The organism is Wolbachia endosymbiont of Oedothorax gibbosus, from assembly GCF_936270145.1.
Lineage (GTDB): Bacteria > Pseudomonadota > Alphaproteobacteria > Rickettsiales > Anaplasmataceae > Wolbachia.
This window is the reverse complement of record NZ_OW370537.1, coordinates 445,527-469,738: the sequence shown is the minus strand read 5'-3', so window position 1 is coordinate 469,738 and position 24,212 is coordinate 445,527. Positions and strand designations below refer to the sequence as shown.

Annotated in this window: 18 protein-coding genes and 5 pseudogenes; 9 read left to right on the top strand and 14 right to left on the bottom strand. The window is 34.8% G+C overall.

What is annotated here, in order from left to right; all coding sequences use genetic code 11:
• Positions 1–45: 45 nt before the first annotated feature.
• The 5 genes and pseudogenes from NBW37_RS02385 to NBW37_RS02365 all read right to left on the bottom strand — a co-directional run bounded on the left by NBW37_RS02385 (position 46) and on the right by NBW37_RS02365 (position 2,220).
• Entirely contained in the window at positions 46–192 is a 147-nt protein-coding gene (locus tag NBW37_RS02385) for a PAAR domain-containing protein (protein ID WP_250296758.1), read from the bottom strand.
• Between the two features lie 2 nt (positions 193–194).
• Complete coding sequence (locus NBW37_RS02380; RefSeq protein ID WP_250296757.1) at positions 195–659, bottom strand: phage baseplate assembly protein V; 465 nt, start codon at positions 657–659, stop codon at positions 195–197.
• Positions 646–984, bottom strand: a pseudogene (locus NBW37_RS02375) (hypothetical protein); the annotation flags it as partial. The pseudogene NBW37_RS02375 and the gene NBW37_RS02380, both read right to left, overlap by 14 nt.
• A 9-nt stretch (positions 985–993) precedes the next feature.
• Positions 994–2,005, bottom strand: a protein-coding gene (locus tag NBW37_RS02370; protein WP_250295836.1) for an IS630 family transposase whose coding sequence is annotated in 2 segments (ribosomal slippage) — positions 994–1,491 and positions 1,493–2,005 — 1,011 coding nt in all. Because the reading frame shifts where the segments join, the coding sequence is not laid out codon by codon here.
• Positions 2,006–2,031: 26 nt separating this feature from the next.
• Positions 2,032–2,220 carry a hypothetical protein gene (locus NBW37_RS02365; protein ID WP_250297034.1) on the bottom strand — a complete coding sequence of 63 codons (189 nt, stop codon included), beginning with the start codon at positions 2,218–2,220 and terminating at the stop codon, positions 2,032–2,034.
• 147 nt (positions 2,221–2,367) lie between these two features.
• Between NBW37_RS02365 and NBW37_RS02360 the strand changes: the two genes are divergently transcribed.
• From NBW37_RS02360 to NBW37_RS02350, 3 genes and pseudogenes are all read left to right on the top strand, one after another.
• Positions 2,368–3,379, top strand: a protein-coding gene (locus NBW37_RS02360) for an IS630 family transposase (RefSeq protein ID WP_250295836.1) whose coding sequence is annotated in 2 segments (ribosomal slippage) — positions 2,368–2,880 and positions 2,882–3,379 — 1,011 coding nt in all. Because the reading frame shifts where the segments join, the coding sequence is not laid out codon by codon here.
• A gap of 2 nt (positions 3,380–3,381) precedes the next feature.
• Positions 3,382–4,449 (top strand): annotated as a pseudogene (locus NBW37_RS02355) (IS4 family transposase); the annotation flags it as partial.
• Positions 4,436–5,199 (top strand): annotated as a pseudogene (locus tag NBW37_RS02350) (IS66 family transposase); the annotation flags it as partial. The pseudogenes NBW37_RS02355 and NBW37_RS02350, both read left to right, overlap by 14 nt.
• Here NBW37_RS02350 and NBW37_RS02345 read toward each other — a convergent pair.
• From NBW37_RS02345 to NBW37_RS02335, 3 genes are all read right to left on the bottom strand, one after another.
• On the bottom strand, positions 5,196–8,645 hold the full coding sequence (locus tag NBW37_RS02345) for an NACHT domain-containing protein (protein WP_250296756.1): 3,450 nt from the start codon (positions 8,643–8,645) through the stop codon (positions 5,196–5,198). The pseudogene NBW37_RS02350 and the gene NBW37_RS02345 sit on opposite strands and share 4 nt — an antisense overlap.
• Positions 8,642–9,653, bottom strand: a protein-coding gene (locus tag NBW37_RS02340; protein ID WP_250295836.1) for an IS630 family transposase whose coding sequence is annotated in 2 segments (ribosomal slippage) — positions 8,642–9,139 and positions 9,141–9,653 — 1,011 coding nt in all. Because the reading frame shifts where the segments join, the coding sequence is not laid out codon by codon here. The genes NBW37_RS02345 and NBW37_RS02340 overlap by 4 nt, the downstream gene beginning before the upstream one ends.
• Positions 9,654–9,707: 54 nt before the next feature.
• Positions 9,708–10,568: a DUF6792 domain-containing protein gene (locus NBW37_RS02335; protein WP_250296755.1), complete on the bottom strand. Its 861-nt coding sequence runs from the start codon at positions 10,566–10,568 to the stop codon at positions 9,708–9,710.
• Between the two features lie 157 nt (positions 10,569–10,725).
• Here NBW37_RS02335 and NBW37_RS02330 point away from each other — a divergent pair, with 157 nt between their 5' ends.
• A complete protein-coding gene (locus NBW37_RS02330; RefSeq protein ID WP_250296754.1) occupies positions 10,726–11,847 on the top strand; it encodes an ankyrin repeat domain-containing protein in 1,122 nt (373 codons plus the stop codon).
• Positions 11,848–12,160: 313 nt separating this feature from the next.
• Here the strand turns inward: NBW37_RS02330 and NBW37_RS02325 are convergent.
• Positions 12,161–13,357, bottom strand: a pseudogene (locus NBW37_RS02325) (IS256 family transposase).
• A 728-nt stretch (positions 13,358–14,085) separates the two neighbouring features.
• Here NBW37_RS02325 and gatB point away from each other — a divergent pair.
• Positions 14,086–15,510, top strand: a complete 1,425-nt coding sequence (gatB, locus tag NBW37_RS02320; protein WP_250296753.1) for an Asp-tRNA(Asn)/Glu-tRNA(Gln) amidotransferase subunit GatB — start codon at positions 14,086–14,088, stop codon at positions 15,508–15,510.
• A 132-nt stretch (positions 15,511–15,642) separates the two neighbouring features.
• Positions 15,643–15,978 (top strand): hypothetical protein, encoded by a 336-nt coding sequence (locus NBW37_RS02315; protein WP_250296752.1) that lies wholly within the window; start codon positions 15,643–15,645, stop codon positions 15,976–15,978.
• Here NBW37_RS02315 and NBW37_RS02310 read toward each other — a convergent pair.
• A protein-coding gene (locus NBW37_RS02310) for an IS630 family transposase (protein ID WP_250295836.1) occupies positions 15,965–16,976 on the bottom strand; the annotation gives its coding sequence in 2 pieces (ribosomal slippage) (positions 15,965–16,462 and positions 16,464–16,976; 1,011 coding nt in all). The two genes, NBW37_RS02315 and NBW37_RS02310, sit on opposite strands and share 14 nt — an antisense overlap.
• A 64-nt stretch (positions 16,977–17,040) precedes the next feature.
• Between NBW37_RS02310 and NBW37_RS02305 the strand changes: the two genes are divergently transcribed.
• Positions 17,041–17,292: a hypothetical protein gene (locus NBW37_RS02305; RefSeq protein ID WP_250296751.1), complete on the top strand. Its 252-nt coding sequence runs from the start codon at positions 17,041–17,043 to the stop codon at positions 17,290–17,292.
• On the top strand, positions 17,289–18,410 hold the full coding sequence (locus tag NBW37_RS02300) for an NB-ARC domain-containing protein (RefSeq protein ID WP_250296750.1): 1,122 nt from the start codon (positions 17,289–17,291) through the stop codon (positions 18,408–18,410). The genes NBW37_RS02305 and NBW37_RS02300 overlap by 4 nt, the downstream gene beginning before the upstream one ends.
• A 14-nt stretch (positions 18,411–18,424) precedes the next feature.
• Here the strand turns inward: NBW37_RS02300 and NBW37_RS02295 are convergent.
• A pseudogene (locus NBW37_RS02295) lies at positions 18,425–19,241 on the bottom strand (IS5 family transposase).
• Positions 19,242–19,402: 161 nt separating this feature from the next.
• On the opposite strand from NBW37_RS02295, the gene NBW37_RS02290 reads away from it, so the two are divergent.
• Positions 19,403–21,637 carry an ankyrin repeat domain-containing protein gene (locus NBW37_RS02290; RefSeq protein WP_250296749.1) on the top strand — a complete coding sequence of 745 codons (2,235 nt, stop codon included), beginning with the start codon at positions 19,403–19,405 and terminating at the stop codon, positions 21,635–21,637.
• Positions 21,638–21,728: 91 nt separating this feature from the next.
• Here NBW37_RS02290 and NBW37_RS07735 read toward each other — a convergent pair whose 3' ends face one another.
• Genes NBW37_RS07735 through NBW37_RS02280 form a run of 3 tightly spaced genes read right to left on the bottom strand, consistent with a single transcriptional unit; the run spans position 21,729 to position 24,162 of the window.
• Positions 21,729–22,148 (bottom strand): YqaA family protein, encoded by a 420-nt coding sequence (locus NBW37_RS07735; protein WP_370273132.1) that lies wholly within the window; start codon positions 22,146–22,148, stop codon positions 21,729–21,731.
• Between the two features lie 6 nt (positions 22,149–22,154).
• Positions 22,155–23,528, bottom strand: coding sequence for a cysteine--tRNA ligase (gene cysS, locus NBW37_RS02285; protein WP_250296748.1), 1,374 nt, complete (start codon positions 23,526–23,528; stop codon positions 22,155–22,157).
• Positions 23,521–24,162, bottom strand: a complete 642-nt coding sequence (locus NBW37_RS02280) for an exopolysaccharide biosynthesis protein (protein ID WP_250296747.1) — start codon at positions 24,160–24,162, stop codon at positions 23,521–23,523. The genes cysS and NBW37_RS02280 overlap by 8 nt, the downstream gene beginning before the upstream one ends.
• Positions 24,163–24,212: the final 50 nt, after the last annotated feature.

Here is a 24,212-nt window from a genome sequence, read left to right as displayed (position 1 = left end):
ATTTATTCTTTCTAGCCTCAATTATTTGTAGTTTTTACTATTTGTCTATCTATTAGTGGAGATTGGTATTACAATATCACCTTTTCGACACACAGATCTTCCTTTCTTAAAAACATCACTACTTCCACTCATACAAACATGTGCCGGTATTCCACTGCAATAATCCCCTATACAAACCACAGCTCTAGCCATACTTAATTAAGGTCGATTCTCTTTGCTTTGAGTTTTATTCCTTTTTTTGTCATCTCTATGCTTGATTCTCCTACTTTCAACGTTATTTTATCTGCTACAGTGATCTCTAAATGATGATCTTTTTTGTCATATGATACCTTGCTTCCATCCTGAAATTCAAAAATATGCGCATCTTTTCGGCATTCTGAGGGAAAATACTTCTGCCGATAAATTGCTGGTAACACAACACCCAAAGACAACTCTCCTATCGGCGATAATACCATCACCTGCTCATCAATATTCGGCGCAAACCAACTTCTATCTTCTCCTGCTCTTGTCGTTATCCACGGAAGCCAATCAGTTATAAATTCTCCTACCTTTACCCGCACTCTTGCTTTTTCATAGTCTACTTCTTTTACTAGACCTATACGAATAATATTCGCTACTTTTCTCTGTAACTCTGCAATGGCAAAATTATTTTCTAACATGCATTTCTCCCACTGCTATTTTATGTGGTTTAATTTTCCCCTCTTCCCATACTGATTTACCTAAATGAAGCTGATGACTCCAATCAACCATCCACACCAAATATGCATCTAATTCGGGTCTAAATCCATCTGGCTCTGCAGAAAGAAATTCAGCCGGAGATACATTCTTTTCCCAGGTATTCTTGTTCACTACTCTTGCTACTTCTGCTGCTAATGACCTTACAACTAACGAGGAATCCTCGACTGTTCCATCAACTACAATCCTTGCCTCAAATCTTGCTCTCAGCGCTAATTCTTCTGTCCCTGGATCTTTTCCCGATTCTAATACCAACCCTCATAAATAACTAGACAAATAATTCACAGAGCAAATGGTTTTGATCGAACTTTCCGTAATATCTCGAATAAATTCAGATACAGCATTTTCAAGTAATTTAATAGAGTCATACATCTTGTTCTTTATTATATTTTCCTTTAAATGTTGCCAAAATCTTTCCACAGGATTGAGCTCAGGCGAGTACGGCGGCAAATAAATTATGGTGATATTTTCAGGAGTTTTTAAACCTTTAGACCTATGCCAACTTGCGCAATCCATGATAAGAAAAGCTTCTCTAGTCCCCAAATCTTTCGACATCTGCTCCAAAAATATGTTCATGCAATCTGTGTTTACATGTGGAGCAAGTAGGCTAATATCCTCTCCATTCCTGGGATTTACAGCGCTGTAAAGATAGAAGTTTTCTCTTCCGATTTTTACTTTAACTTGTGTTCTTGAGCCCTTTTTAAACCATCCATGTCCAACTTTTGAGTGCGTTCCAAATCTCGATTCATCGAAAAAAAACCTCCTTTTTCCGGTTCTTTTCCACAATTTCATTGAGATTTTTTTTGAACTCCTCTTGTTTGTTTTTGTCTTGTTTATAATGTGCTGGACGAGGTGTGATATATGTAAATCCTAGCTTCTTCATAAGCCTTCTCGCCGTTGACTCACTTACTTTGATAGCTAACATTCCTTCAACTATACCTTGCAATTTTTTAGCAGTCAGATTTGCCCCATCTTCTTCTATTACCTCTCTTATTTTTTCCTTCTTCTCCTCGTTCAGTTTTGGTTTAGGTCCTCGCCCTGGCTGTATTGCAAACCCAATAACACCTTTTTCTTTAAATCTTGCAATCCATTTCATTAATGTCGTTCTCGTAATTCTATATATTTTAGCAACTTTTGAGATACCATACTCCTTTGCTGATATTATTGCTTGTAACCTTCTTCCTATCTCTCCTCTTATTCCATATTTTTTTAATTCTAACTTGCATTGATTATATAGTTCTTCTCCTATTGCTTTACTTTTTCCTGCCATAAACTACATATTTATTCTTTCTAGCCTCAATTATTTGTAGTTTTTACTATTTGTCTATCTATTAGTGGAGATTGGTATAAACTCACAAGCTCTACAAATAACGCTGGCGCTACTAATTCTTTTCTTATCGATGGATAAATTTCACATGTCTGTATAGACGATATTTCTCTCTTCAGCGTAGTGCAGATTGCATTATGCAAATCTTTAAAATTCATACATTTCTTGTAATATAGTTCAATTCACGCTCAAAATATTTCTCAAATATCCCTTCTGTTTCATAATTAATACCAATCTCCACTAATAGATAGACAAATAGTAAAAACTACAAATAATTGAGGCTAGAAAGAATAAATATGTAGTTTATGGCAGGAAAAAGTAAAGCAATAGGAGAAGAACTATATAATCAATGCAAGTTAGAATTAAAAAAATATGGAATAAGAGGAGAGATAGGAAGAAGGTTACAAGCAATAATATCAGCAAAGGAGTATGGTATCTCAAAAGTTGCTAAAATATATAGAATTACGAGAACGACATTAATGAAATGGATTGCAAGATTTAAAGAAAAAGGTGTTATTGGGTTTGCAATACAGCCAGGGCGAGGACCTAAACCAAAACTGAACGAGGAGAAGAAGGAAAAAATAAGAGAGGTAATAGAAGAAGATGGGGCAAATCTGACTGCTAAAAAATTGCAAGGTATAGTTGAAGGAATGTTAGCTATCAAAGTAAGTGAGTCAACGGCGAGAAGGCTTATGAAGAAGCTAGGATTTACATATATCACACCTCGTCCAGCACATTATAAACAAGACAAAAACAAACAAGAGGAGTTCAAAAAAAATCTCAATGAAATTGTGGAAAAGAACCGGAAAAAGGAGGTTTTTTTTCGATGAATCGAGATTTGGAACGCACTCAAAAGTTGGACATGGATGGTTTAAAAAGGGCTCAAGAACACAAGTTAAAGTAAAAATCGGAAGAGAAAACTTCTATCTTTACAGCGCTGTAAATCCCAGGAATGGAGAGGATATTAGCCTACTTGCTCCACATGTAAACACAGATTGCATGAACATATTTTTGGAGCAGATGTCGAAAGATTTGGGGACTAGAGAAGCTTTTCTTATCATGGATTGCGCAAGTTGGCATAGGTCTAAAGGTTTAAAAACTCCTGAAAATATCACCATAATTTATTTGCCGCCGTACTCGCCTGAGCTCAATCCTGTGGAAAGATTTTGGCAACATTTAAAGGAAAATATAATAAAGAACAAGATGTATGACTCTATTAAATTACTTGAAAATGCTGTATCTGAATTTATTCGAGATATTACGGAAAGTTCGATCAAAACCATTTGCTCTGTGAATTATTTGTCTAGTTATTTATGAGGGTTGGTATTAGTACGGAAGGTTTGGTACTAGGAATATTGGATCAAAAGATTTACTCGAGGCCACCAATTTCTGAAGAAGAAAAAAGACTAAAGAGTCATCGTAGTAACGTTCATATTGAGGATAAAGAAAGTATGAAATGGCTAGAAAGCTTAAAGAAAACAAATAATATTATAGATCAGACCCAAACAGAGGTTATAACTGTATGTGACAGAGAAGCAGATATACATGATTTTTTTGAACTTGCACATAATCTTAACTCAGCAATTTTAGTAAGAGCTCGTCACAACAGAAATGTAAATAAAAAATTTATGTATACCAGGAATAAGCAAAAATTATGGTCATTTATCCAAGGTCTTCCTTGCACTGGAAAAGTAGAAGTTGAAATCCCTGCTAGAGATGATAAGCAAAAAAGGACAGCATTTCTAGAAATTAGATTCGGAAAATTTATGATGAGTCCACATGAAAGCCACATAAAATGTAAAGAAGGTCACATAAAATATAAACCAGCAGCATTATTCAGTCTACAACTTTACGCAATTCATGTTGTTGAAAGAAATTCTCCTCCAGGAGCAAGTCCGCTAGAGTGGATGCTTTTAACAAATCTTTCGGTCAGTACTTTTGAAGAAGCTGTTGAAAAAATTAGTTGGTATTGTTTGAGATGGAAAATAGAGATATTGCATAAGATTTTAAAATCTGGTCTCAAAGTTGAGGAATGTAGACTTGGAACAGCAGAAAGATTAATGAGGTATTTAACAGTCATGAGCATTATTGCTTGGAGAATTTTCTTTATTACATCAATTGCAAGAACTAACCCAACATTACCATGTACTGGCTTATTAGCTGAGGAAGAATGGAAAGTTTTATATGTTAAAATACACAGAAAACCATGTCCAAGTATAGCCCCTACTATAAAAGAAGCCGTTTCGTGGATTGCTCAACTTGGAGGTCATTTAGCAAGAAAAAGCGACCCAAAACCAGGACCAATTACTCTTTGGAAAGGGTGGAGACGTCTCTTTGATCTAGCAGAAGGATGGAGACTTGCTCATGAACCACATATTTGTGGGTAATAGTAAGATATCAAATAGTGAACATAGAGTTGCTTCAAAATGCAAAAAAATGTATGAACAGATCGAACAAGAGATAAAAGTTCTACATATTGATGAAACGAGCCATTATAACAAAGGTAAACTCGCTTGGTGTTGAAGCAATACGGCAAGTTTTGTGAAGTTGACAGAGTCAAGGGGAATGAAAGTTTTAAAAAATAGTGTATGCTGCAATCGTAATAGCTTGGTAGTAACCGACAGATATGCAGCATACAACTACTTTGCTGATGAAAGAAGGCAAATCTGTTGGATCAAGGGATTTTGAAAGATTAGCGCATAGTTGGAAATTTGAAGTTAAAGTTCTGGGCTGTTACTTGAGAAATGTAGCCAATGAGTTATTTGCACTGAAAAAAGCTTTACTAAAAAATGAGATAGATATTTCAAGATTTATTAGACGTGCCAAGAAATTGCGAAAACGTACAAGGTATTATTTGAAGGAAATATCTCGCTTACCTGAAGCAATTGGAGCGTCTCGAGTTGCAAAGAATATTTTGAAATCTGAAAGAATGATGTGGAAATTTTTAGATGACCCAGCCGCTGACAAATAATCACGCTGAACGGCAAATACGGCATTATGTCGTTTATCGCAAAAATTCATATTTTACACAATCAGAACGAGGAAACTCATTCCTTGAGCAAATAATTTCGTTATACTTAACATGGAAACAGAGGAGGCTAAACCCTTTTCACAATCTTCTATCTATCGTTTCTTAAACCACTCTGCTGAACGGATACTTAATTGTTCCTTTAACCAACTGTTCTAATAAAGATCGTTTTGGATTGCGTATTTGCTCTGCTTCTTCGATTTCACGTTTTGAACCTATAAAAGGAATTAATTTGGTTGCTTGTATTACCTCCCCTGCATTTTTGCTACCTTTTAAGTGATCAAGATATCCTCTAGCTGTTATACTCACTTCTTTTTTATCCAGATGATCTTGGAATTTTTTGCTACTTAAATTCATATCAGCATTGATGAGTAACGGTACGCTACCTTCTACATGAATTTTAGTCCCAAAGTCATATAGTTGTACTCTGTTGACCATTGACTTAATAGGACCAAACTTCTCATCCTGCTCTGCTAGAAGTTGACGCTCTGTTTTTATTTCTTTTGCTAAAACTTTCTTATCTTCATTAGATAATTGGCTATTAGCTTTATCAACGTCAAAGTGTTCAACAAGGAAGCCTTTTTCTTCTACTTTATAGCCAGCAAACTTTACTGCTTTATTTAAAACTTCCATAAGCTGATCAACTCTTTTTAACCCAGAAATAAACGCTGTATTGCTATCAAAATAGGCATAATTATTACCAGTTCTATAAATAGCAACAACATGATTACTTGTTACTAAATGAATAGCAAAATCACCTTTAATTCCGGCTATATAATTTGATAAATCACTAAGTGTTTTGTAGCCCTTCGTATGAATTAAGCTTGAAGGTAGGCTATTTGTAGCAGAATCTCGTTGTTCTTCAAAATTGTTAAGTAATTTACTAAAAGCAAAAACTTCTCTTTCTTCTCTCTCAGATATCTGTTTACCTTGTGCTATACGCTCATAAATTTCAGCCGAAGTTTCTAAATTACTTAAAAAAGATTTGCCACTCTGTAAAAATAAAGCTTGGGATAAGCCATGTGTAATTGCCACACATTTACCATTAATTTTAACTCTACGTCCCTCAAAAGAAGGCAAATAAAGACCTTGTTTTACTCGTCTTATTTCTGTATCAGAGATACCACGCAAAAATGCCTCTTGTTGCTTTTTGCTAGAGTTTATTAGCTGTATAACACACTCTGACTGTGTATACTCTAGCTCATTTCTAAGATGTAGCCTTGTAGATATTAGTACTTTCTCAACTTTAGTTTCTTGCAATTTCTTGATTAAATTTACAACGTTCGTTTGGCCTTTAGAAGTAATTTCATCAAAACCATCTAATAAAAAGACTATGTTGCCACTATTATTCAGACGTGATTCCAATAACTTCTTCGCTAGTGTATTAGATACGATGTTATTTTCATGTAAGAATTTAACAACATCACTAAAACCCTCTTGTTCCAGTTTATCTTTATACTCCACTAGATTTATTCGTATAAGCCATTTAGAGTCATCTGCTCTTTGAGCTCCTAAACGAGTTAATGCTGTTGTTTTGCCCATTCCTGGCTCTGCGGCAACGACAATTAATCTCTCATCGAAATTACTAATATCATTAACATTAACCATTTTTATAGAAGTATTATTCCTTGAATAGGCATCATCTGGTAAATCACTTTCATAGTTTTCTATATATCTGCGAAGTCCGGACAAAGTTTTCCCATGAGATTTTCTCCAAATTAAATCTCCATTGTTTTTTCTCTCAAGTAAGTGGATAGTATGACCTGAGTATCCATCACACAAATTTTTAAAATTTTCTCCAGCATTTTCACTCAACGTTATAAATCTAATAGGACTACTTCTATCAGGGTCTTCTTCGCTAAAATTACGTACTTTTTCCTCACCTACTATTCTTGAGAGTTCCTCTTTATTGATATTGCTAATTGCAAATAAGTCAGTTAGACTATCATCCTTCAAGACTTCTTTTTTTACTTTTACTTTTTTAACGAGTTTACGATCAATATAATAACCTTCTGTTTCACCTAAGCTAGGAAGTGGTTTTCCTATTTCAATTTTTTTATTTTGAAAAAGTTCAACAATTGTTTCTGGATCGATTAAAGCATCATTACCATTTACTACTGTGTTTAAAGGAACTTCCTTCCCTTGAAAAACAACTGTCTTATCTAAAAGTTTTCTCTGAGAATCAGGAGTTAGATCATTCCACTTAACTTCGCTATTTTCCTCTCGGCATTTTGACGCATTATTCACCACATATTCGCTGATAAACTTGCTTAAATCGCTACCTTTTTCTGTTGCTAAAATGACTTTAATGTTATGATTATCTTCTAAAGCGGAGAACAATTTCTTAAGGAATTCTTTTGCTTCATCACTATCACATTCAACCACTAGCAAATATTTATTTTTGACCTTTTTCAGAAATCCAATAAACAAAGAGTCTCCTAAGTAAGAAATTCTATCTAGACTGAAAAAACCATGATACTCATCATCTCTATAGCAGTTTTCTACCATCTTAAAGGTTTCATATACTCTGGTGGCTTCCAAAGAAGTATTAGACTGAACTATATGTAAAATTTTCAACTCATTGCTTTTGAAAAAAGCATCTAATCTTAGGTTGTCATTTTCAAATTCCAAAGAATCCTTAATTGATTTTACATATGAAGAGGATGCTGACTGATAAAATGTACTCAGTATATGTATAGGAAGACTTTGCTGAGCTTTTTCTACTTCGCTTTTCATTTCTGGAAAAAAGTGCAGCATACGTTTTATATAAGGGATAAATTCTTGCAAATTCTTTGAATATATAACCCCATTCTTTATTGTACAATCCCCTAACATTTCCATTGTCTTCCTCTTCAGTTCTTGGTTTTGTCCAAGGGAGGAAAACAAGTTTTTAAATTTAAACTCATCCGGTAATTCTTTCTGATGATTATCTAACAACTTATATGTTTCGAGAAACTGGCGTTCAAGTCGTGTAAAAGCATTGAGGCTACGTTCATTTTTATAATTTTTATCTAGCTTTTTAGTCTCGTAGCGAATGACACGATGGTAGTTCTCTCCAACTTGAATACGTGTACTTTCTTCATCTAGGTGATAACTATTATATTCGTTTGCTGACGTAAAAAAACTGCTAAGTTCTTGATTAAGTTCATCATACCATTGTTTGTTTTTATACACTGAATACGCAAACTTAGCAGCCATCACTACCAATCCAGGAAATAAACATTCCGCAAGTGTCTTTGCACCCAATTCAATTTTGTCACGAATCAGTGTTTTATCAACCTCATCTTCTGCAATTAGCAGCGGCCAATCACGTACTTTTTCTATTCTCAATTTACCTTCTTCATCTTCACTAACCTTACCAGTTTCTGGGTCAAATACTTCTTTAAATTTTTCTCTTTTATGTGCTAAACGAACATACTGTATTAAACTTGCCTGCATCTGGTTTTTCTCTTCTTCAGATAAAATTGTGTGTATTCTATACACTTCTCCTACCTGAGGTTTGCAGGCATTTATTAAGTTCGGTGCAGATAGATAACTAGTAATACCAACCCTCATAAATAACTAGACAAATAATTCACAGAGCAAATGGTTTTGATCGAACTTTCCGTAATATCTCGAATAAATTCAGATACAGCATTTTCAAGTAATTTAATAGAGTCATACATCTTGTTCTTTATTATATTTTCCTTTAAATGTTGCCAAAATCTTTCCACAGGATTGAGCTCAGGCGAGTACGGCGGCAAATAAATTATGGTGATATTTTCAGGAGTTTTTAAACCTTTAGACCTATGCCAACTTGCGCAATCCATGATAAGAAAAGCTTCTCTAGTCCCCAAATCTTTCGACATCTGCTCCAAAAATATGTTCATGCAATCTGTGTTTACATGTGGAGCAAGTAGGCTAATATCCTCTCCATTCCTGGGATTTACAGCGCTGTAAAGATAGAAGTTTTCTCTTCCGATTTTTACTTTAACTTGTGTTCTTGAGCCCTTTTTAAACCATCCATGTCCAACTTTTGAGTGCGTTCCAAATCTCGATTCATCGAAAAAAAACCTCCTTTTTCCGGTTCTTTTCCACAATTTCATTGAGATTTTTTTTGAACTCCTCTTGTTTGTTTTTGTCTTGTTTATAATGTGCTGGACGAGGTGTGATATATGTAAATCCTAGCTTCTTCATAAGCCTTCTCGCCGTTGACTCACTTACTTTGATAGCTAACATTCCTTCAACTATACCTTGCAATTTTTTAGCAGTCAGATTTGCCCCATCTTCTTCTATTACCTCTCTTATTTTTTCCTTCTTCTCCTCGTTCAGTTTTGGTTTAGGTCCTCGCCCTGGCTGTATTGCAAACCCAATAACACCTTTTTCTTTAAATCTTGCAATCCATTTCATTAATGTCGTTCTCGTAATTCTATATATTTTAGCAACTTTTGAGATACCATACTCCTTTGCTGATATTATTGCTTGTAACCTTCTTCCTATCTCTCCTCTTATTCCATATTTTTTTAATTCTAACTTGCATTGATTATATAGTTCTTCTCCTATTGCTTTACTTTTTCCTGCCATAAACTACATATTTATTCTTTCTAGCCTCAATTATTTGTAGTTTTTACTATTTGTCTATCTATTAGTGGAGATTGGTATAACATCCAGAGAATCTATGTAAGAAGGACCATAGCGGTTCATTAGTCTGTCTTGAATACGTACCAGCATATCTCTGCCACCTGGGCTATCAAAAATTACCGCACTTGCATGATAACCAGTTTCTTCAAAGTTCCCATTTTTAACAAAATTATTACCATCGCTTATAAGATATTTTGCTGTAAAAGTGGTAATCTGTGCAAGCCATCCTCCTAGAGAATGTCCAGTAAAAAATAGTTGTATATATGGTTTCTCTTTTTCATCATCCTCTCTTTCTTGGTTAATTTCTTTTAGAGCGCTAATGATCTCATCTGTAAATGTAACTGCAGAATCAATTTGAGGAGCATGTTGATTAAAGAAAATACCCTTAACATTTGTAAACATTGTGCCCAAAATTGTACTACCATCTTTTGGCTCAGTACCACGATGTGCAATAATAATTTGTTGTGTATCTGGATTCCAATATGCTGCACCAACATAACCGTTAAAATTATCTGTATTTTCAGCAACTGTCAGTAATTGCCAGTTACCTAATGCTTGATCTAACTTTTTTCCGTATAAGTCTTTAGTTCTTTTAACATTTTCTCTTTCTTCATAAACTCTATTTGCAAGTGACGCAAATACATAATCGTTAGGGTAAGAAATTTCCTTGACACCAAGCTTTTCTTTTAAACTTTCTGCTGATTGTATTGATTCTTTTATTATTTTTTTAAAGCCATCATCTTTATCATCTTCTTTGCTATCATTATCCTTTTCTTGACTACCATTACTTAATTTCAACCTTTTATCAAATTTAAGTTCTTCTGATAGAATTTGTTGTTCTTGCTCTATAGCATGCATAAAACACCTCACTTTTGACAAGTGGCATCATTATAGCAGTGCAATTGTATAATGCAAGGATATTTTTTACATAATTTATATAGAAAGTAAATGCTTTTTAGTTGACTGTATTCTACAGAGTAGTGATAATATACTTAGTCACAAGAGAGGGAGTATCATGGAATTTGTACGTGAAATATTAGCAAGATTAAATAATGATGAGGATTTAACCTCAGACGTTATAGTTGAAACAATAAAACAAGAGTTTAAAAGGAAAAGGAAGGAACTGTACGACAAATGGGATTCTTGTCAATATGAGTATGAGTCATGTAAGAAGGAATACGACTCATGGAAGGAAAGTGGGTTTTCATTAGACCATGATTTTAAGGAAGGTGGTATATTACTGCATGTGGCTGCTGGGTGTAAATATTTTAATATAGTAAAGTATCTAAAAGACAGAGGTGCAAATATTGATATCCAAAATGAGCGTGGACATAATTCTTTGCATGAAGCTGTTGAAAATGATTGCAAAGAGGTGGCACAGTTCTTATTGAAAAATGGAGCATACATCAATGCAAAAGCTGAAGCAAGTGGAGAAACTCCTTTACACCTTGCTGTTAAAAAAGGCAATGTAGAAGTGATAGAGCTACTTATAGAAAAAGGAGCAAATGTTAATGCAGGTAATAAAGATGAGAATACTCCTCTACATTATGCAGGAGATATAAGGATAGCTAGGTTATTAGTAGCAAATGGGGCAAATGTTAATGCAAAAAATAGGAGTGATCCTCCTTATTCTATGGGATCTACTCCTTTACATTATGCTGCCAGTGCAGGTGATAAAGATATAGCAGAATTTCTGATAGATAATGGTGCAGATGTCAATGCCCAAAACGCACAGGGACATACCCCTCTACATAAAGCTGCTTCGCTATTCCAAGTGGATACAATTAAGTTTCTGTCGGCAAAAGGAGCAAAAGTTGATATAACAAATAACATTGGACAGACTTCATTACATGTAGCTGCACATTTAGGTTCGGAAAAAACAATATTAGCCTTAGTAGAACTTGGAGCAGACCCTTGGATAGAGGATAACAATGGCGCAACCCCAATAGACCATTATGTATCTGAAAGGCAAGCTTGGCAAAGCCGTGTTGATTGGGGTTTCACACAAGACCGTCCTCGTGAAACTGGGTACTTAATGAAGTTAAAACAAGCATACAATAAAGATCTATTTGTTCGTTATTCAACACTGTTACTAGGTGCTGTAGCAGCAACAACACTTTTTGTGACAGAAACATAAAGCTTTATACATAGTAGTTGCAGGAACAATATTTACAGCAGTAGCTTTTGCAGTTTGGTATGTTACACATAAATCCAGTAATGAAACGGAGAGAAAAATGTATCAGGTTAATGATGGTTATATCAATGAATTGCAAAAAGAGTTCGATGACATAAGTTTCAAGCGTCTTGAAGAAATTAAAGGCACGTATGTTACAAATCCTGAAAACATAAGTACGTATAATGACTCAAGGATTTTTAAAGAGACGCAAGTCAAGAGAACACTGAGTAGTGTTTGTGCGGGAGTGTTAAATAAACTGTGTCAAACCGCATTTTCAGTTCAACTCAATTTTCAATCTGCCGGGAAAGAAGACATCAAATTGAGACATAGTTAAAGCCCAATTAGGCAGAGCCATAGTCCATTTTTGCTCTACCTTTTTTATAGCACAATATACCTGTTTGTACAAGGCATTTGTGCTAGTAAATGAACCTTTGGTTTTAGTAAATTTTCTGATTTGTCTATGCAGTCCCTCAATAGGATTGGTGGTATAAATCAGCTTTCTAACTGGCCCAGAATACTTAAAATAACCAGACAAATTTTCCCAATTATTTTGCCAAGATTTCACAACTAACGGATACTTTTCGCCCCATTTTTCTTCTAGCTCAAGTAAGTAATTCTCGGCAATTTCTCTGCTTGCAGCACGATATATTTTTTTCAGATCATTCATGAAAACTTTCACATCTTTGCTGGATACATATTTTAGAGAATTGCGTATCTGATGCACCACACATAGCTGTACTTCTGCTTTAGGAAACGCACTATTTATCGCTGCAGGAAAGCTTTTTAGCCCATCTACACAGGCAATCAGGATATCTTCTACTCCTCTTTCTTTGAGATCATTTAGCACTCCCAACCAGAACTTCACTTTCAGCCAAATAAAAGCCCAAGACTTCTTTTCTGCCATTTTGCCAATATATTGTACATACATTTACTTACGCAATGTCCATCCTCTTTGACTTTAAAAAACCATAAACACTATTGGATATACGGACTGCAGCGGCCATTCGTTGATTACCGGTAGCAGTTTGTCAGTAATACTGGATATCTCTGCTGCCGATATTTTGTGATCGTAAATTTCTTCTACATGTGACGCTATATCTCTATAGCCCATACCACTGGCAAATGTGCTCAAAATCTTCGTTTCAAGCTCTGTTGTTTGCCTTTTTTTGACTATTTGGGGTTCAAAGCTTCCCTCCCTATCTCTGGGCGTCAAAAGCTCAAATGAACCTGCGCTTGTGCGTAAAGTTTTTGCATTTCTCCCATTTCTTTGATTATTTTCTTCACTTTCAGCCAACAAGTGATTTTCTATTTCACCTTCTAGACTTGCTTCCAGCAGCTTTTTTATCAATGGTGTTAGCACACCATCCCTTCCTGTCAATGGTCTACCTTCTCGTATAGACGACAAGATATTTGTTTCTAATTCTTTATAATCTACCACTCCGGTAGTTCTGTTTACTACTTTCTGACTCATTGTCAAACCTCCATTTTTTTATATCAATTTATTACTTTTTTTCGGTTTGACACAGTTTATTTAACACTCCCCTGGAATTTGTTATTACAACACGGTAGCCCTTTTTCCTGTCATCCCAGTGCGTGACACCCTACTAGCGGAAGTTACTCTCACATGTTTGTTCATGTTAGCTATAAATGTTAAGAAATTTACCAAATGAAAAAAAAGGCAAAAGAAGCCCCGTTGGTGACTAGTTATTTATATGTACTTCAAAATATTGGCGTTTTTTATTCTAAACGCTACGATTCAGCCGCTTTTAAATGCAACTAACCTAAATTATAAACGTTAAGAAATTTACTGAGCGGAAAAAAAGGCAAAGAAACCCTAGGGCGGCTAGTATTCAAATTCTCCCTTGTCTATTTGACGTCTTTTACTGTCTTAAACGACTTATAAGCGCGTTTCAGCTTATATAGGTAAAAACCCGAAGATTTTATAAAGACATAGAATGCACATAGTGCAAAAATTAAGCATGATTTACGCCAAATACATTAAGTTTTTTGTCATTAATCCACTGCAGAGATTGCGAAGATAAATAAATAGCTTCAGTTTCATGATAAGGGGGCTGGCGGAGTTTGTCAAGGAAGTTTTGCATTTAATCCGTTTCTATGGGTTGTTAGCTAACATGAGTTTTGTTTTGACTTTTTGTGTTAATTTTGCAGAATATTAAGATTATCATTTGAATAAAATACATGACGAAAGAGGATTGGGAAGCGGTAATTGGGCTTGAGGTGCACGCTCAAGTTTCTTCTAATACGAAGCTATTTTCTAGCTCATCAACGGAATTTGGTGCTGAGCATAACACTCAAGTTTCTCTAGTTGATGCGGCAATGCCAGGTACGCTGCCAATACTAAATTATTACTGCGTAGAACAAGCAATACGCACCGGTCTTGCACTTTCTGCAGAAATTAATAAGTGTTCTTACTTTGATCGGAAAAATTATTTTTATCCCGATTTACCGCAAGGTTACCAGATAACCCAGTTTTTTGAGCCAATAGTTAAAAATGGTAGAGTATTTATCAACGACAATGAAAAGGAAATAAGAATCGCGAGAATTCATTTAGAGCAAGATGCAGGAAAGAGCGTTCATGAGGAAAGCAAAACTTATGTGGATTTAAACCGTGCAGGGGTTGCTTTAATGGAAATTGTTTCAGAACCAGATCTCCGTTCATCTGCAGAAGCTGCAGAATGCATGAAAAAATTGAGGCAGATTTTGCGTTACACTGGTTCGTGTGATGGTGATATGGAAAAGGGATCACTTCGTTGTGATGCAAATGTTTCTGTCCGCCTAAAAGGCAGTAATACATTTGGCACTCGTTGTGAGATAAAAAATCTGAACTCGATACGTCATATTGTGCAAGCTATAGACTATGAAATACAAAGACAAATTGAAATTTTAGAAAGTGGAGAAGAAATAAGTCAAGATACCTTATTGTTTGACGTTGCTTCGGGAAAAACAAAAGTGATGCGAAACAAAGAGGATGCAAGCGACTATAGATACTTCCCTGAGCCCGACTTGTTGCCTGTTGAGGTAAGCCAGGAGAAAATTGATTTAATTCAATCATCTTTGCCCGAGTTGCCAGATCAAAAAAAGCTGCGATACATTGAGGAATTAGGTATCAATGAATACGATGCAAACGTTATTACTTCCGATAAGGCAACCGCTGATTACTTTGAGGAATTGATAAAAAAACATGATTCAAAGCTCGCGGTTACTTGGTTAACTGTAGAGCTTTTCGGTCGTTTAAATAAAGCAGGTATTGATATTGTGAGCTCTCCAATCAAAGCCAATGCCTTGTCCGAACTCTTAGATTTTATCGTTGATGGAACGATCTCTGCTAAACTTGGCAAACAGGTATTCGATAGTATGTTTGAAACTGGCAAACCTGCATCTTTAATTATAGAAGAGCAAGACCTAAAACAAATAACCGATAGAGGTCAAATATCAGAAGTTATCGACACAATCGTCAATAACAACCAAGATAAAGTTCAAGAATATAAAAGCGGTAAAACAAAATTATACGGATTCTTTGTCGGTGAAGTTATGAAACTTACCAAAGGAAAAGCCAGCCCTGATGTGGTGAATTCAATTTTGAGTGAGAGATTAAGTAATTAGTCACATTTTTTTATTTACATAACAGCACATCTCGTAGATATTCCAAGGTCTTTGTTACGATATCTGTATATCATGACATATAACTTTTTTACCATTTGTTGGTACTATTTTTAAAATTATGTGAGGTTGAGGATGCCTGAAACTTATCCTGCTTGGGGAAGAAAGCGGTCTCTTCATGGTGATATCTACCAACTAAAGTGGGTAATGCTGCTTCTCAAACGTGCAGTAGATGTTGGATATTCTTTCCGTTTAGCTACAGAAATGGAATCAGCTACGGGTTTTGATGATATTGTTTTTCAGGATAGGAAAAATGAAAAAATAGTACATAGGTTTATACAAAACAAACACAAGCAAAATGAATGCGAAAAAATCGGTGTAGGTAAATTGCTTTCAAAAAATAAAAGTGGTGAATTTAGCGTTCCAAAATATTTTGTTTCATATCTAATACCAACCCTCATAAATAACTAGACAAATAATTCACAGAGCAAATGGTTTTGATCGAACTTTCCGTAATATCTCGAATAAATTCAGATACAGCATTTTCAAGTAATTTAATAGAGTCATACATCTTGTTCTTTATTATATTTTCCTTTAAATGTTGCCAAAATCTTTCCACAGGATTGAGCTCAGGCGAGTACGGCGGCAAATAAATTATGGTGATATTTTCAGGAGTTTTTAAACCTTTAGACCTATGCCAACTTGCGCAATCCATGATAAGAAAAGCTTCTCTAGTCCCCAAATCTTTCGACATCTGCTCCAAAAATATGTTCATGCAATCTGTGTTTACATGTGGAGCAAGTAGGCTAATATCCTCTCCATTCCTGGGATTTACAGCGCTGTAAAGATAGAAGTTTTCTCTTCCGATTTTTACTTTAACTTGTGTTCTTGAGCCCTTTTTAAACCATCCATGTCCAACTTTTGAGTGCGTTCCAAATCTCGATTCATCGAAAAAAAACCTCCTTTTTCCGGTTCTTTTCCACAATTTCATTGAGATTTTTTTTGAACTCCTCTTGTTTGTTTTTGTCTTGTTTATAATGTGCTGGACGAGGTGTGATATATGTAAATCCTAGCTTCTTCATAAGCCTTCTCGCCGTTGACTCACTTACTTTGATAGCTAACATTCCTTCAACTATACCTTGCAATTTTTTAGCAGTCAGATTTGCCCCATCTTCTTCTATTACCTCTCTTATTTTTTCCTTCTTCTCCTCGTTCAGTTTTGGTTTAGGTCCTCGCCCTGGCTGTATTGCAAACCCAATAACACCTTTTTCTTTAAATCTTGCAATCCATTTCATTAATGTCGTTCTCGTAATTCTATATATTTTAGCAACTTTTGAGATACCATACTCCTTTGCTGATATTATTGCTTGTAACCTTCTTCCTATCTCTCCTCTTATTCCATATTTTTTTAATTCTAACTTGCATTGATTATATAGTTCTTCTCCTATTGCTTTACTTTTTCCTGCCATAAACTACATATTTATTCTTTCTAGCCTCAATTATTTGTAGTTTTTACTATTTGTCTATCTATTAGTGGAGATTGGTATAAAGATTAAAATTAATCCAGATTTTGCAGATGGTGACCTAAAGGACTTTACTATCTGTACTAATATCGGTTTCGATCTAGCTCAAAGTGCAACACAAAATACAATAAAAAAGTTGAAAGCAAAAACTTCGGGACCAAACAAGGGAATAGAAATTGCAGTTGAAGTAATAAGCACTAGTGATATTTTTTTTAAATACGGCGGTACGAGATACAAGTTCTCTTGTACTCACATAACATGATTTCAATAGTGCAACCGGCATTTAAGAGTGCTGTAAAAGAAGCAATAGAAGAATTGGAAAAGGAGATAAAAGAACTTCAAGGTAAATCAGATCAAAACTCAAAAAGAAAATTGGAAAGAAATCAGGTATGGCAACGTGAGTTTGAGCGAATGACAAATGAAGGCAAGTTAGAAGAGAATATAAGGGAATTTTTTGATAAATTAGTATTTGCAGTAGATCAACCTAACGAGATAAAACTAGCGGAAATCATTGAGAATGAGTTGGGAAAAGAATTTAATAATCTCGATAAAAAGAACGTTTATAGTCGCTTTCTGGTAGAAGTTCTGGATTGGATGAAAGCAAGAGAGGGAAAGTTTCTATCACATGAAGAAATAAAGGAGTTTTTTGAAAAAATAAGAGAGGAAATTTTAGGAGCGATTTGGTTTGATGTAAGAGGTCCAGTCAGACTATTTACAGGAAGAGATGAGGAATTGGGAATGCTACATGATTCGCTACAACGCGATCCCAAAGGTGCTGTAATTTCATACATAACGTCTATTAGTGGTCCTGGGGGGATGGGAAAAAGCCAGTTGGCTAGAAAATATGCTTGTAAATATAGAAGATATTATGACGGCAATGTTATATGGATAGACGCTGAAAACTTTGAAACTATGAAAGATTCTTTCTTGAGATTAGCTAGAGATAATAGACTAGGTATTTCTCCCAAAGATAAGTACAGAAACGACAAAACGATAGAAACTATTGTTAGAGAAGTATTTGCTTTCTTTGCAAGAAGGAGGAGCCTGTTCATTTTCGATAACGTTCAAGAGTACAAAAAGATAGGTAAATTTTTGCCATTTTCTTTATCTCCTGATCTTAACAAGCCTCATATTTTGATTACTTCACATGATCAAGAACTGGAGAAGGGGATAGATGTTATAGTACTAGAGGGATTGGAACTAAAAGACGCTATAGAATTTGTTAAAAAAGGATTTAATATACCAAAAAAAGATAAATCGCAAGATCGGGAGATAGAAAATTTGGTAAGAAGGTTGCAATGCTTTCCTTTAGCTATACAACAAGCAGTATCATATATCGAAGACCAGAGAATAACAGAGAAGTTCGAAATTAGTGATTAGACTTCTTTCAAAATTCATGTAGGGAGCTCAAAATTGTGAATTGCAGCAATTAAATTAAACCTTAAACCAAAACGTTTTCGTCGGTTTCTATACCTGTCCGAGATGATTTTAAACCTTTTCAATAAGCCAATTACGTTTTCAACAATTGCCCTTTGGCTCATAAGTGCTCTGTTCTCTTTTTTTTGTTCTTTGCTTAACGGATTCTTTTTCGTTTTTCTGTGCGGTAATACAACATTTTTGTGTATCTTCTGCATTCCCCTGTAGCCGGCATCAGCTAAGATTTTAGTTTGCGGCAATACTGCTACCTTAAACATCCGAAAATCGTGTTTTCTACCATTCGAGAAAGACGTGCATATGACTTTTTTACTCTTCTTCTCTGTTACTATTTGTGTTTTTATAGTATGCCTTTTTTTCTTTCCAGAATAAAAGCGTTTTTGCTTTTTTTTGGCCTCTCTACTGGCGTTTCAGTTCCATCTATTACTAAAACTTCATATTCTACATCACTCTTAATAGCTCTTTTTTTCCTGGTAATGCAAAATCTGGATGTTTTATTAATATGTCTTCTACCCATCTTATTATTTTAAAACTGTTACTTTCACTCATGCCATAGCTTTGCCCAATATGAAAATATGTACGATATTCTCTTATATATTCCAGTGCCATAAGTAGCCTGTCTTCTATGCAAAGTTTACTTTTTCTTCCACTTCTAGCTTTTTTTCTTTTATCCTCCACTTCTAGAATTTCTACCATTCGCTCAAATGTTGCTTTTTTTACCCCTGTTAAACGTCGAAACTTTTCTCCTTCTAACTTTTCTATTTCCTTATATTTCATTCTTTCAAATACTTCATCTTACACTCCCTCTAACAATTTTGAAAGAAGTCTATTATCTAAAAGAGTATGAAAAGAAAGCTAAGAAGTTACTTAAGTCTAAAATATTTCAAGGAATTGATAATGACTATACTAAAACAACTTTTACAGCTTGGGAAGTTACGATGGATAAAGTAAGAAGTGATGAACAATATGGACCATTAGCTTCAGAGATTTTAGATGTTTTGGCTTATTTTGCACCTGATAAAATCGCTAGAGAAATATTCTTAAATTTGGTAAGTGATTATAAGAAAAAGCAGTTAAAGCTAGCCATCCGTTTACTTGTGAGATATTCCATGGTGGGCGATGAACAAAACCAAAGTGTATTAAATGTCCATAGGTTAGTACAGAAAGTAACAAGATTAAAATTACAAGAGAACCGACAAGAAGAGAAAACCCTCAGAAAAGCTCTAGAATTGATAAATAGTGGTAATGCGGCGCAAAACAGTGCAAGTCATGCTACATCTATTTGGAGATATGTAAGTAAACAAGGTAAGTTAATTGGTGACTTTTATTTTAATTCCACTTACGGTGAATACAGTAGTACACCATTACATTTACTTACGGGAAATGGTAATTATAAAGCAATTAAGGCCATATTAACGCATATGGAAGAAAAATATTCAGACAAATTTAGAGGGGTTGTTAATGCTAAATGTGAGTATAGCGTTACTCCATTACATTTAGCTGCTGGAAGTGGATGGTTGAACATAGTGGAATACCTGATCGATAAAGGTGCTAATGTTGATACTAGGGACTATTATTATCAGACACCATTATACTGGGCTGTTAGGTATGGAAAATTAGACATAGTAAAGTATTTTATAGGTAAGGGTGCTAATTTTGACACTGAAGATTGGTTTTGCTGGCCTCCGTTGTACTGGGCTGTTGAGAGCGAAAATTTTGATATAGCAAAATATATTATGAAAGAAAAAGGTATTGATGTTAGTACTAGGGACAGCAATGGCAAAACTATGTTTCATGAGATTGTTAGGTTTGCAAAACTAGAGGCGGTAAAGTACCTTGTTGGTAAAGGAATTGATATTAATATTAAAGACAGATATGGTGATACTCCACTACATTGGGTTGTTACCAGGGGAGAGATTGATGTGGTAAGGTATTTTGTAAGACGAGGTGCTGACGTTAATGCTAAAGGTAATAATGATCTAACACCATTGCACTGGGCAGTTCTGTACGCGAACTTGAAGGTAGTAAGATGTCTTGTTGAAGGTGGTAGTGATATTGATGCCAAAGGTAAACATGGCTGGACACCATTACACTTGATTGCCAAGAATAACCGTCTATTATGGGGAGATGATTTGAATGGAATGTTGGAAACAACAGAATACCTCATTCAAGAAAATGCTGGTGTTAATGCCAAGGATAAGTATAGCAACACTCCACTCCATTTTGCTGCTATGAAGGGAAAGGTTGATATGGTAAAAATACTGCTAAAATATAACGCTGATATTAATGTTAAGAACAGAGATAATGAAACTCCGTTGCACTATGCTGCTAGAAGTGGAAACTTAAAAGTAGTGGAATATCTTGTTAGAAAGGATACTTATTTTAGTATCAAGACTAAAATTGGTAATACTTTATTACACTTTGCTGTTAAAAGTGGAAATTTGGACATAGTGAAATATCTCATTAAAAATGGTGCTGATGTTAATACTAAAAATAGATATAACTGGACTTTGTTACATGAGGCTGCTGCTCATAATGGCCAATTGGATATAGTGAGATATTTAGTCGATAAAGGTGCTGATGTTAATGCTAGGGATAAAAGGGGTAATACTCCATTGTATATGACTGTTTATCATGAGGAGTTGGATATTATAAAATATCTCATCGATAATGGTGCTAACGTTAACGTTAAGAATAAACATAATGAGACTTTACTTCACCGTGCTGCCTTGTATGGAAGCTCTGATGTAGTAAAATATCTTATTGAAAAAGGGGTTGCTATTAATGCAAAGAACAAAGATGATGATACGCCATTACATTTTGCTGCTGGAAAAGAAAAAGTTGATGTAGCTGAAATACTACTAAAATATAACGTTGATATTAATGCTGAGAACAAAAACGGTGAAATTTCTTTGCATTGCGCTGTTTTATATGGATTCTCTCAGACAGTAGAATATTTCATTCAAAAAGGTGCTAATATTAATGCTAAGGATAAAGATGGCAACACTTCACTACACCTTGCTGCTATGAATGGAAAGATTGATGTAGCAAAAGTACTACTAAAAAACAACGCGGACGTTAACGCCAAAAATAATGAAGGAAAGACAGCATTGCATTATGCAGCTAATAATAATCACCAAGAGCTTGTGGAATTGCTTTTAGCTCATGCGTGACTATTGAAATTTTGCATTTAATTTATAGCTCCGCTTCTGTCAGAGCATAAGATGACAGAAGTGGGCTTTAATAACTGTAGTACTATAGCTGTTATACTCCAAAAGTAAGTATTAGATATAACAAATAGAGGAAATTAGATAGAATGATTAAAGGGGCAAGGATATAAAGGTTTAACTTAAAATAACCTGATAAAATTTGAATCACACTTCCAAGTGCTGGCACCCATGAAAGTAATGCAACTGCACAAATCAGTAGATTTCTTACGATTTTTGGTGTTTTATGCTCGTTCTCTAGTTTGTGGTATGATTTTCGTATAGAGATTGTTATTCTACCTAAGTACCAGTTAACTATTCCACCAAGGCTTGATCCTAGTACTCCAAAAAATAACATAAGTAGTGGAGTGTGATACGACCTGAAATAAAGCATCGTATTGAACACAAAACCTTGATGTATGGGTAAAACTAACGATGATACTAGACTATCTGTGAATAACAGAAAGTAATTTTCCATATGAGTTTACCAGGTTGTTGTACCATCTTCATTGTCAGAAATTGTAATCCCCATTTGTTTCAACTGGTCCCTTATTTTGTCTGCAGTATTATAATCTTTATTTTGTTTTGCTGCTCTTCTTAAATCTATCAACCTTTCTATTTCTTGATGATTTACATCCACAGCAAACCACTTTTCATAACTTGACTCAAGAAGACCAATAAATCTGGCGCTCTTAACAAAACTCTCAGTTAATTTAAGCTTTTCACTTTCATTACTCATTTTGTTAATTTTTGCAGCCATTTCATGTAATATAGCTAGAGCTTCAGGAATGTTTAAGTCGTTTTTTAAAGCGTCTATAAAATCTTTAGAAATCTCTGCGTTACTTTCATCAATATTTGTTGTATCTAAACCACGTGATAATCGATAAAATTTATTTAAGGTTTCCTGTGCATCAGAAATAACGTTTTCTGTCCAATCAAGTGGTTTTCTGTAGTGAGTTTTGAGCAGTGCATAGCGTATTACTTCACCCTTTATTCCACTATCTAGCAAATCCCTTACTTTGACTATATTAAATAAGGACTTGCTCATTTTCTCTTCATTTACTGTAAGAAAGCCGTTATGTATCCAGTATTTTGCAAACATTGATCCAGCAAATGCAGACTTACTCTGTGCAATTTCATTTTCATGGTGAGGAAATTGTAAATCTATGCCGCCACCATGAATATCAAAATCTTTGCCAAGATAAGCATATGACATTGCTGAGCATTCTATATGCCATCCTGGTCTTCCTTCTCCCCATGGACTATCCCAATAACTTGAAAGTTTGTAGTCAATATCACTTGCAGGCTTCCACAGCACAAAATCTCCCGGGTGCTTTTTATTTTCATTAACTTCAACTCTGCTACCTGGAACCAATTCATCAGTTTTTTTTCCTGATAAAGCACCATATTCATGGTAAGATTCTATATTAAAATACACGTGTTTGTCAGATTCATAAGCGTGGCCTGATTGCAGTAAATGTTCAATTAATTCTATAATATAATCTACGTTTTCCGTTGCTTTTGGCTCGTGTGTTGGCTCTTTACAATTTATGCTTTCCATATCATCATGAAAAGCTTTAATGTAATATGTGGTTATACTTTCTATGTTGCTATTTTTCTCACTTGCTGCATTAATTATCTTATCATCAATGTCGGTTATGTTACGCACATAGGTAACTTTGCCATAACAAAACTTAAGTAGCTGAAATAACACATCATACACAACAACAGACCGTGCATTGCCTATATGTGCTGTGTCATATACTGTTGGTCCGCAAACATACATTTTCACATGATCTTTAGCGATTGGTGTAAAAAGTTCCTTTTTTTTTGTTAAGGTATTGTAAAGCCTAACCATATACGAAGCTTTTGAGAAAAGAAAATGCCCCAATGATAAGTTGTGGCCCTTTGACTACTACAACAAGAGTAAGCAATAGCCCACACAATGATATTAAAACTCCCAATATGGATAGAAACCCATCTTTACTCATAATACCAAGTGAAATAAGAGTTGTACCAATTGCAGGAATGAAGTTAGTAAGAGGTAGTGGAAGAGCTATTGATAACGCACAAAGCAACATTATAAAAGCTAAAATCTTTTCACCGGGCCCATAGAAAATAAAAGACATTCTTGGTCTCATGAACTTTTCTATTTTTTTTAATGCTGGAGAAGTTTTCTCCACCACAAGAGCTAGTGTTGAACGCTGAAAAGATCTTCTTTCTAGCCAACTTGGCATCCAAGGAGAATCAAATCCAAATAAAAGCTGCAGCGAGAATAAGATTAAGGGTATAGAAAGAATAGTTGTATAACCAGGTGGAACCGGTATAGGCACCGATAGCGGCAAGGAGAAGATGATTATTAAAATACCAAAACCGCGCTCATGCAAAGCTGTTTTAATGTCAAACAAAGTTACTTTATCGCTATTATTGTTATTGGTATCTGCAACCTCTTTTAGAATATCAGAAGCTAATTTTTTATCTTTTTCTTGCACAATTATCCTTTAATCAAACTATTCTTTAAACTAACGTAATTATTGCTGTA

Coding starts and splice junctions, on each gene's coding strand:
- NBW37_RS02345 (WP_250296756.1), bottom strand. CDS start 8,645: ATGAGGGTTGGTATTACTAGTTATCTATCTGCACCGAACTTAATAAAT.
- gatB (WP_250296753.1), top strand. CDS start 14,086: ATGACGAAAGAGGATTGGGAAGCGGTAATTGGGCTTGAGGTGCACGCT.
- NBW37_RS02385 (WP_250296758.1), bottom strand. CDS start 192: ATGGCTAGAGCTGTGGTTTGTATAGGGGATTATTGCAGTGGAATACCG.
- NBW37_RS02300 (WP_250296750.1), top strand. CDS start 17,289: ATGATTTCAATAGTGCAACCGGCATTTAAGAGTGCTGTAAAAGAAGCA.
- NBW37_RS02290 (WP_250296749.1), top strand. CDS start 19,403: ATGGATAAAGTAAGAAGTGATGAACAATATGGACCATTAGCTTCAGAG.
- cysS (WP_250296748.1), bottom strand. CDS start 23,528: ATGGTTAGGCTTTACAATACCTTAACAAAAAAAAAGGAACTTTTTACA.
- NBW37_RS02365 (WP_250297034.1), bottom strand. CDS start 2,220: ATGAATTTTAAAGATTTGCATAATGCAATCTGCACTACGCTGAAGAGA.
- NBW37_RS02380 (WP_250296757.1), bottom strand. CDS start 659: ATGTTAGAAAATAATTTTGCCATTGCAGAGTTACAGAGAAAAGTAGCG.
- NBW37_RS07735 (WP_370273132.1), bottom strand. CDS start 22,148: ATGGAAAATTACTTTCTGTTATTCACAGATAGTCTAGTATCATCGTTA.
- NBW37_RS02315 (WP_250296752.1), top strand. CDS start 15,643: ATGCCTGAAACTTATCCTGCTTGGGGAAGAAAGCGGTCTCTTCATGGT.
- NBW37_RS02330 (WP_250296754.1), top strand. CDS start 10,726: ATGGAATTTGTACGTGAAATATTAGCAAGATTAAATAATGATGAGGAT.
- NBW37_RS02335 (WP_250296755.1), bottom strand. CDS start 10,568: ATGCATGCTATAGAGCAAGAACAACAAATTCTATCAGAAGAACTTAAA.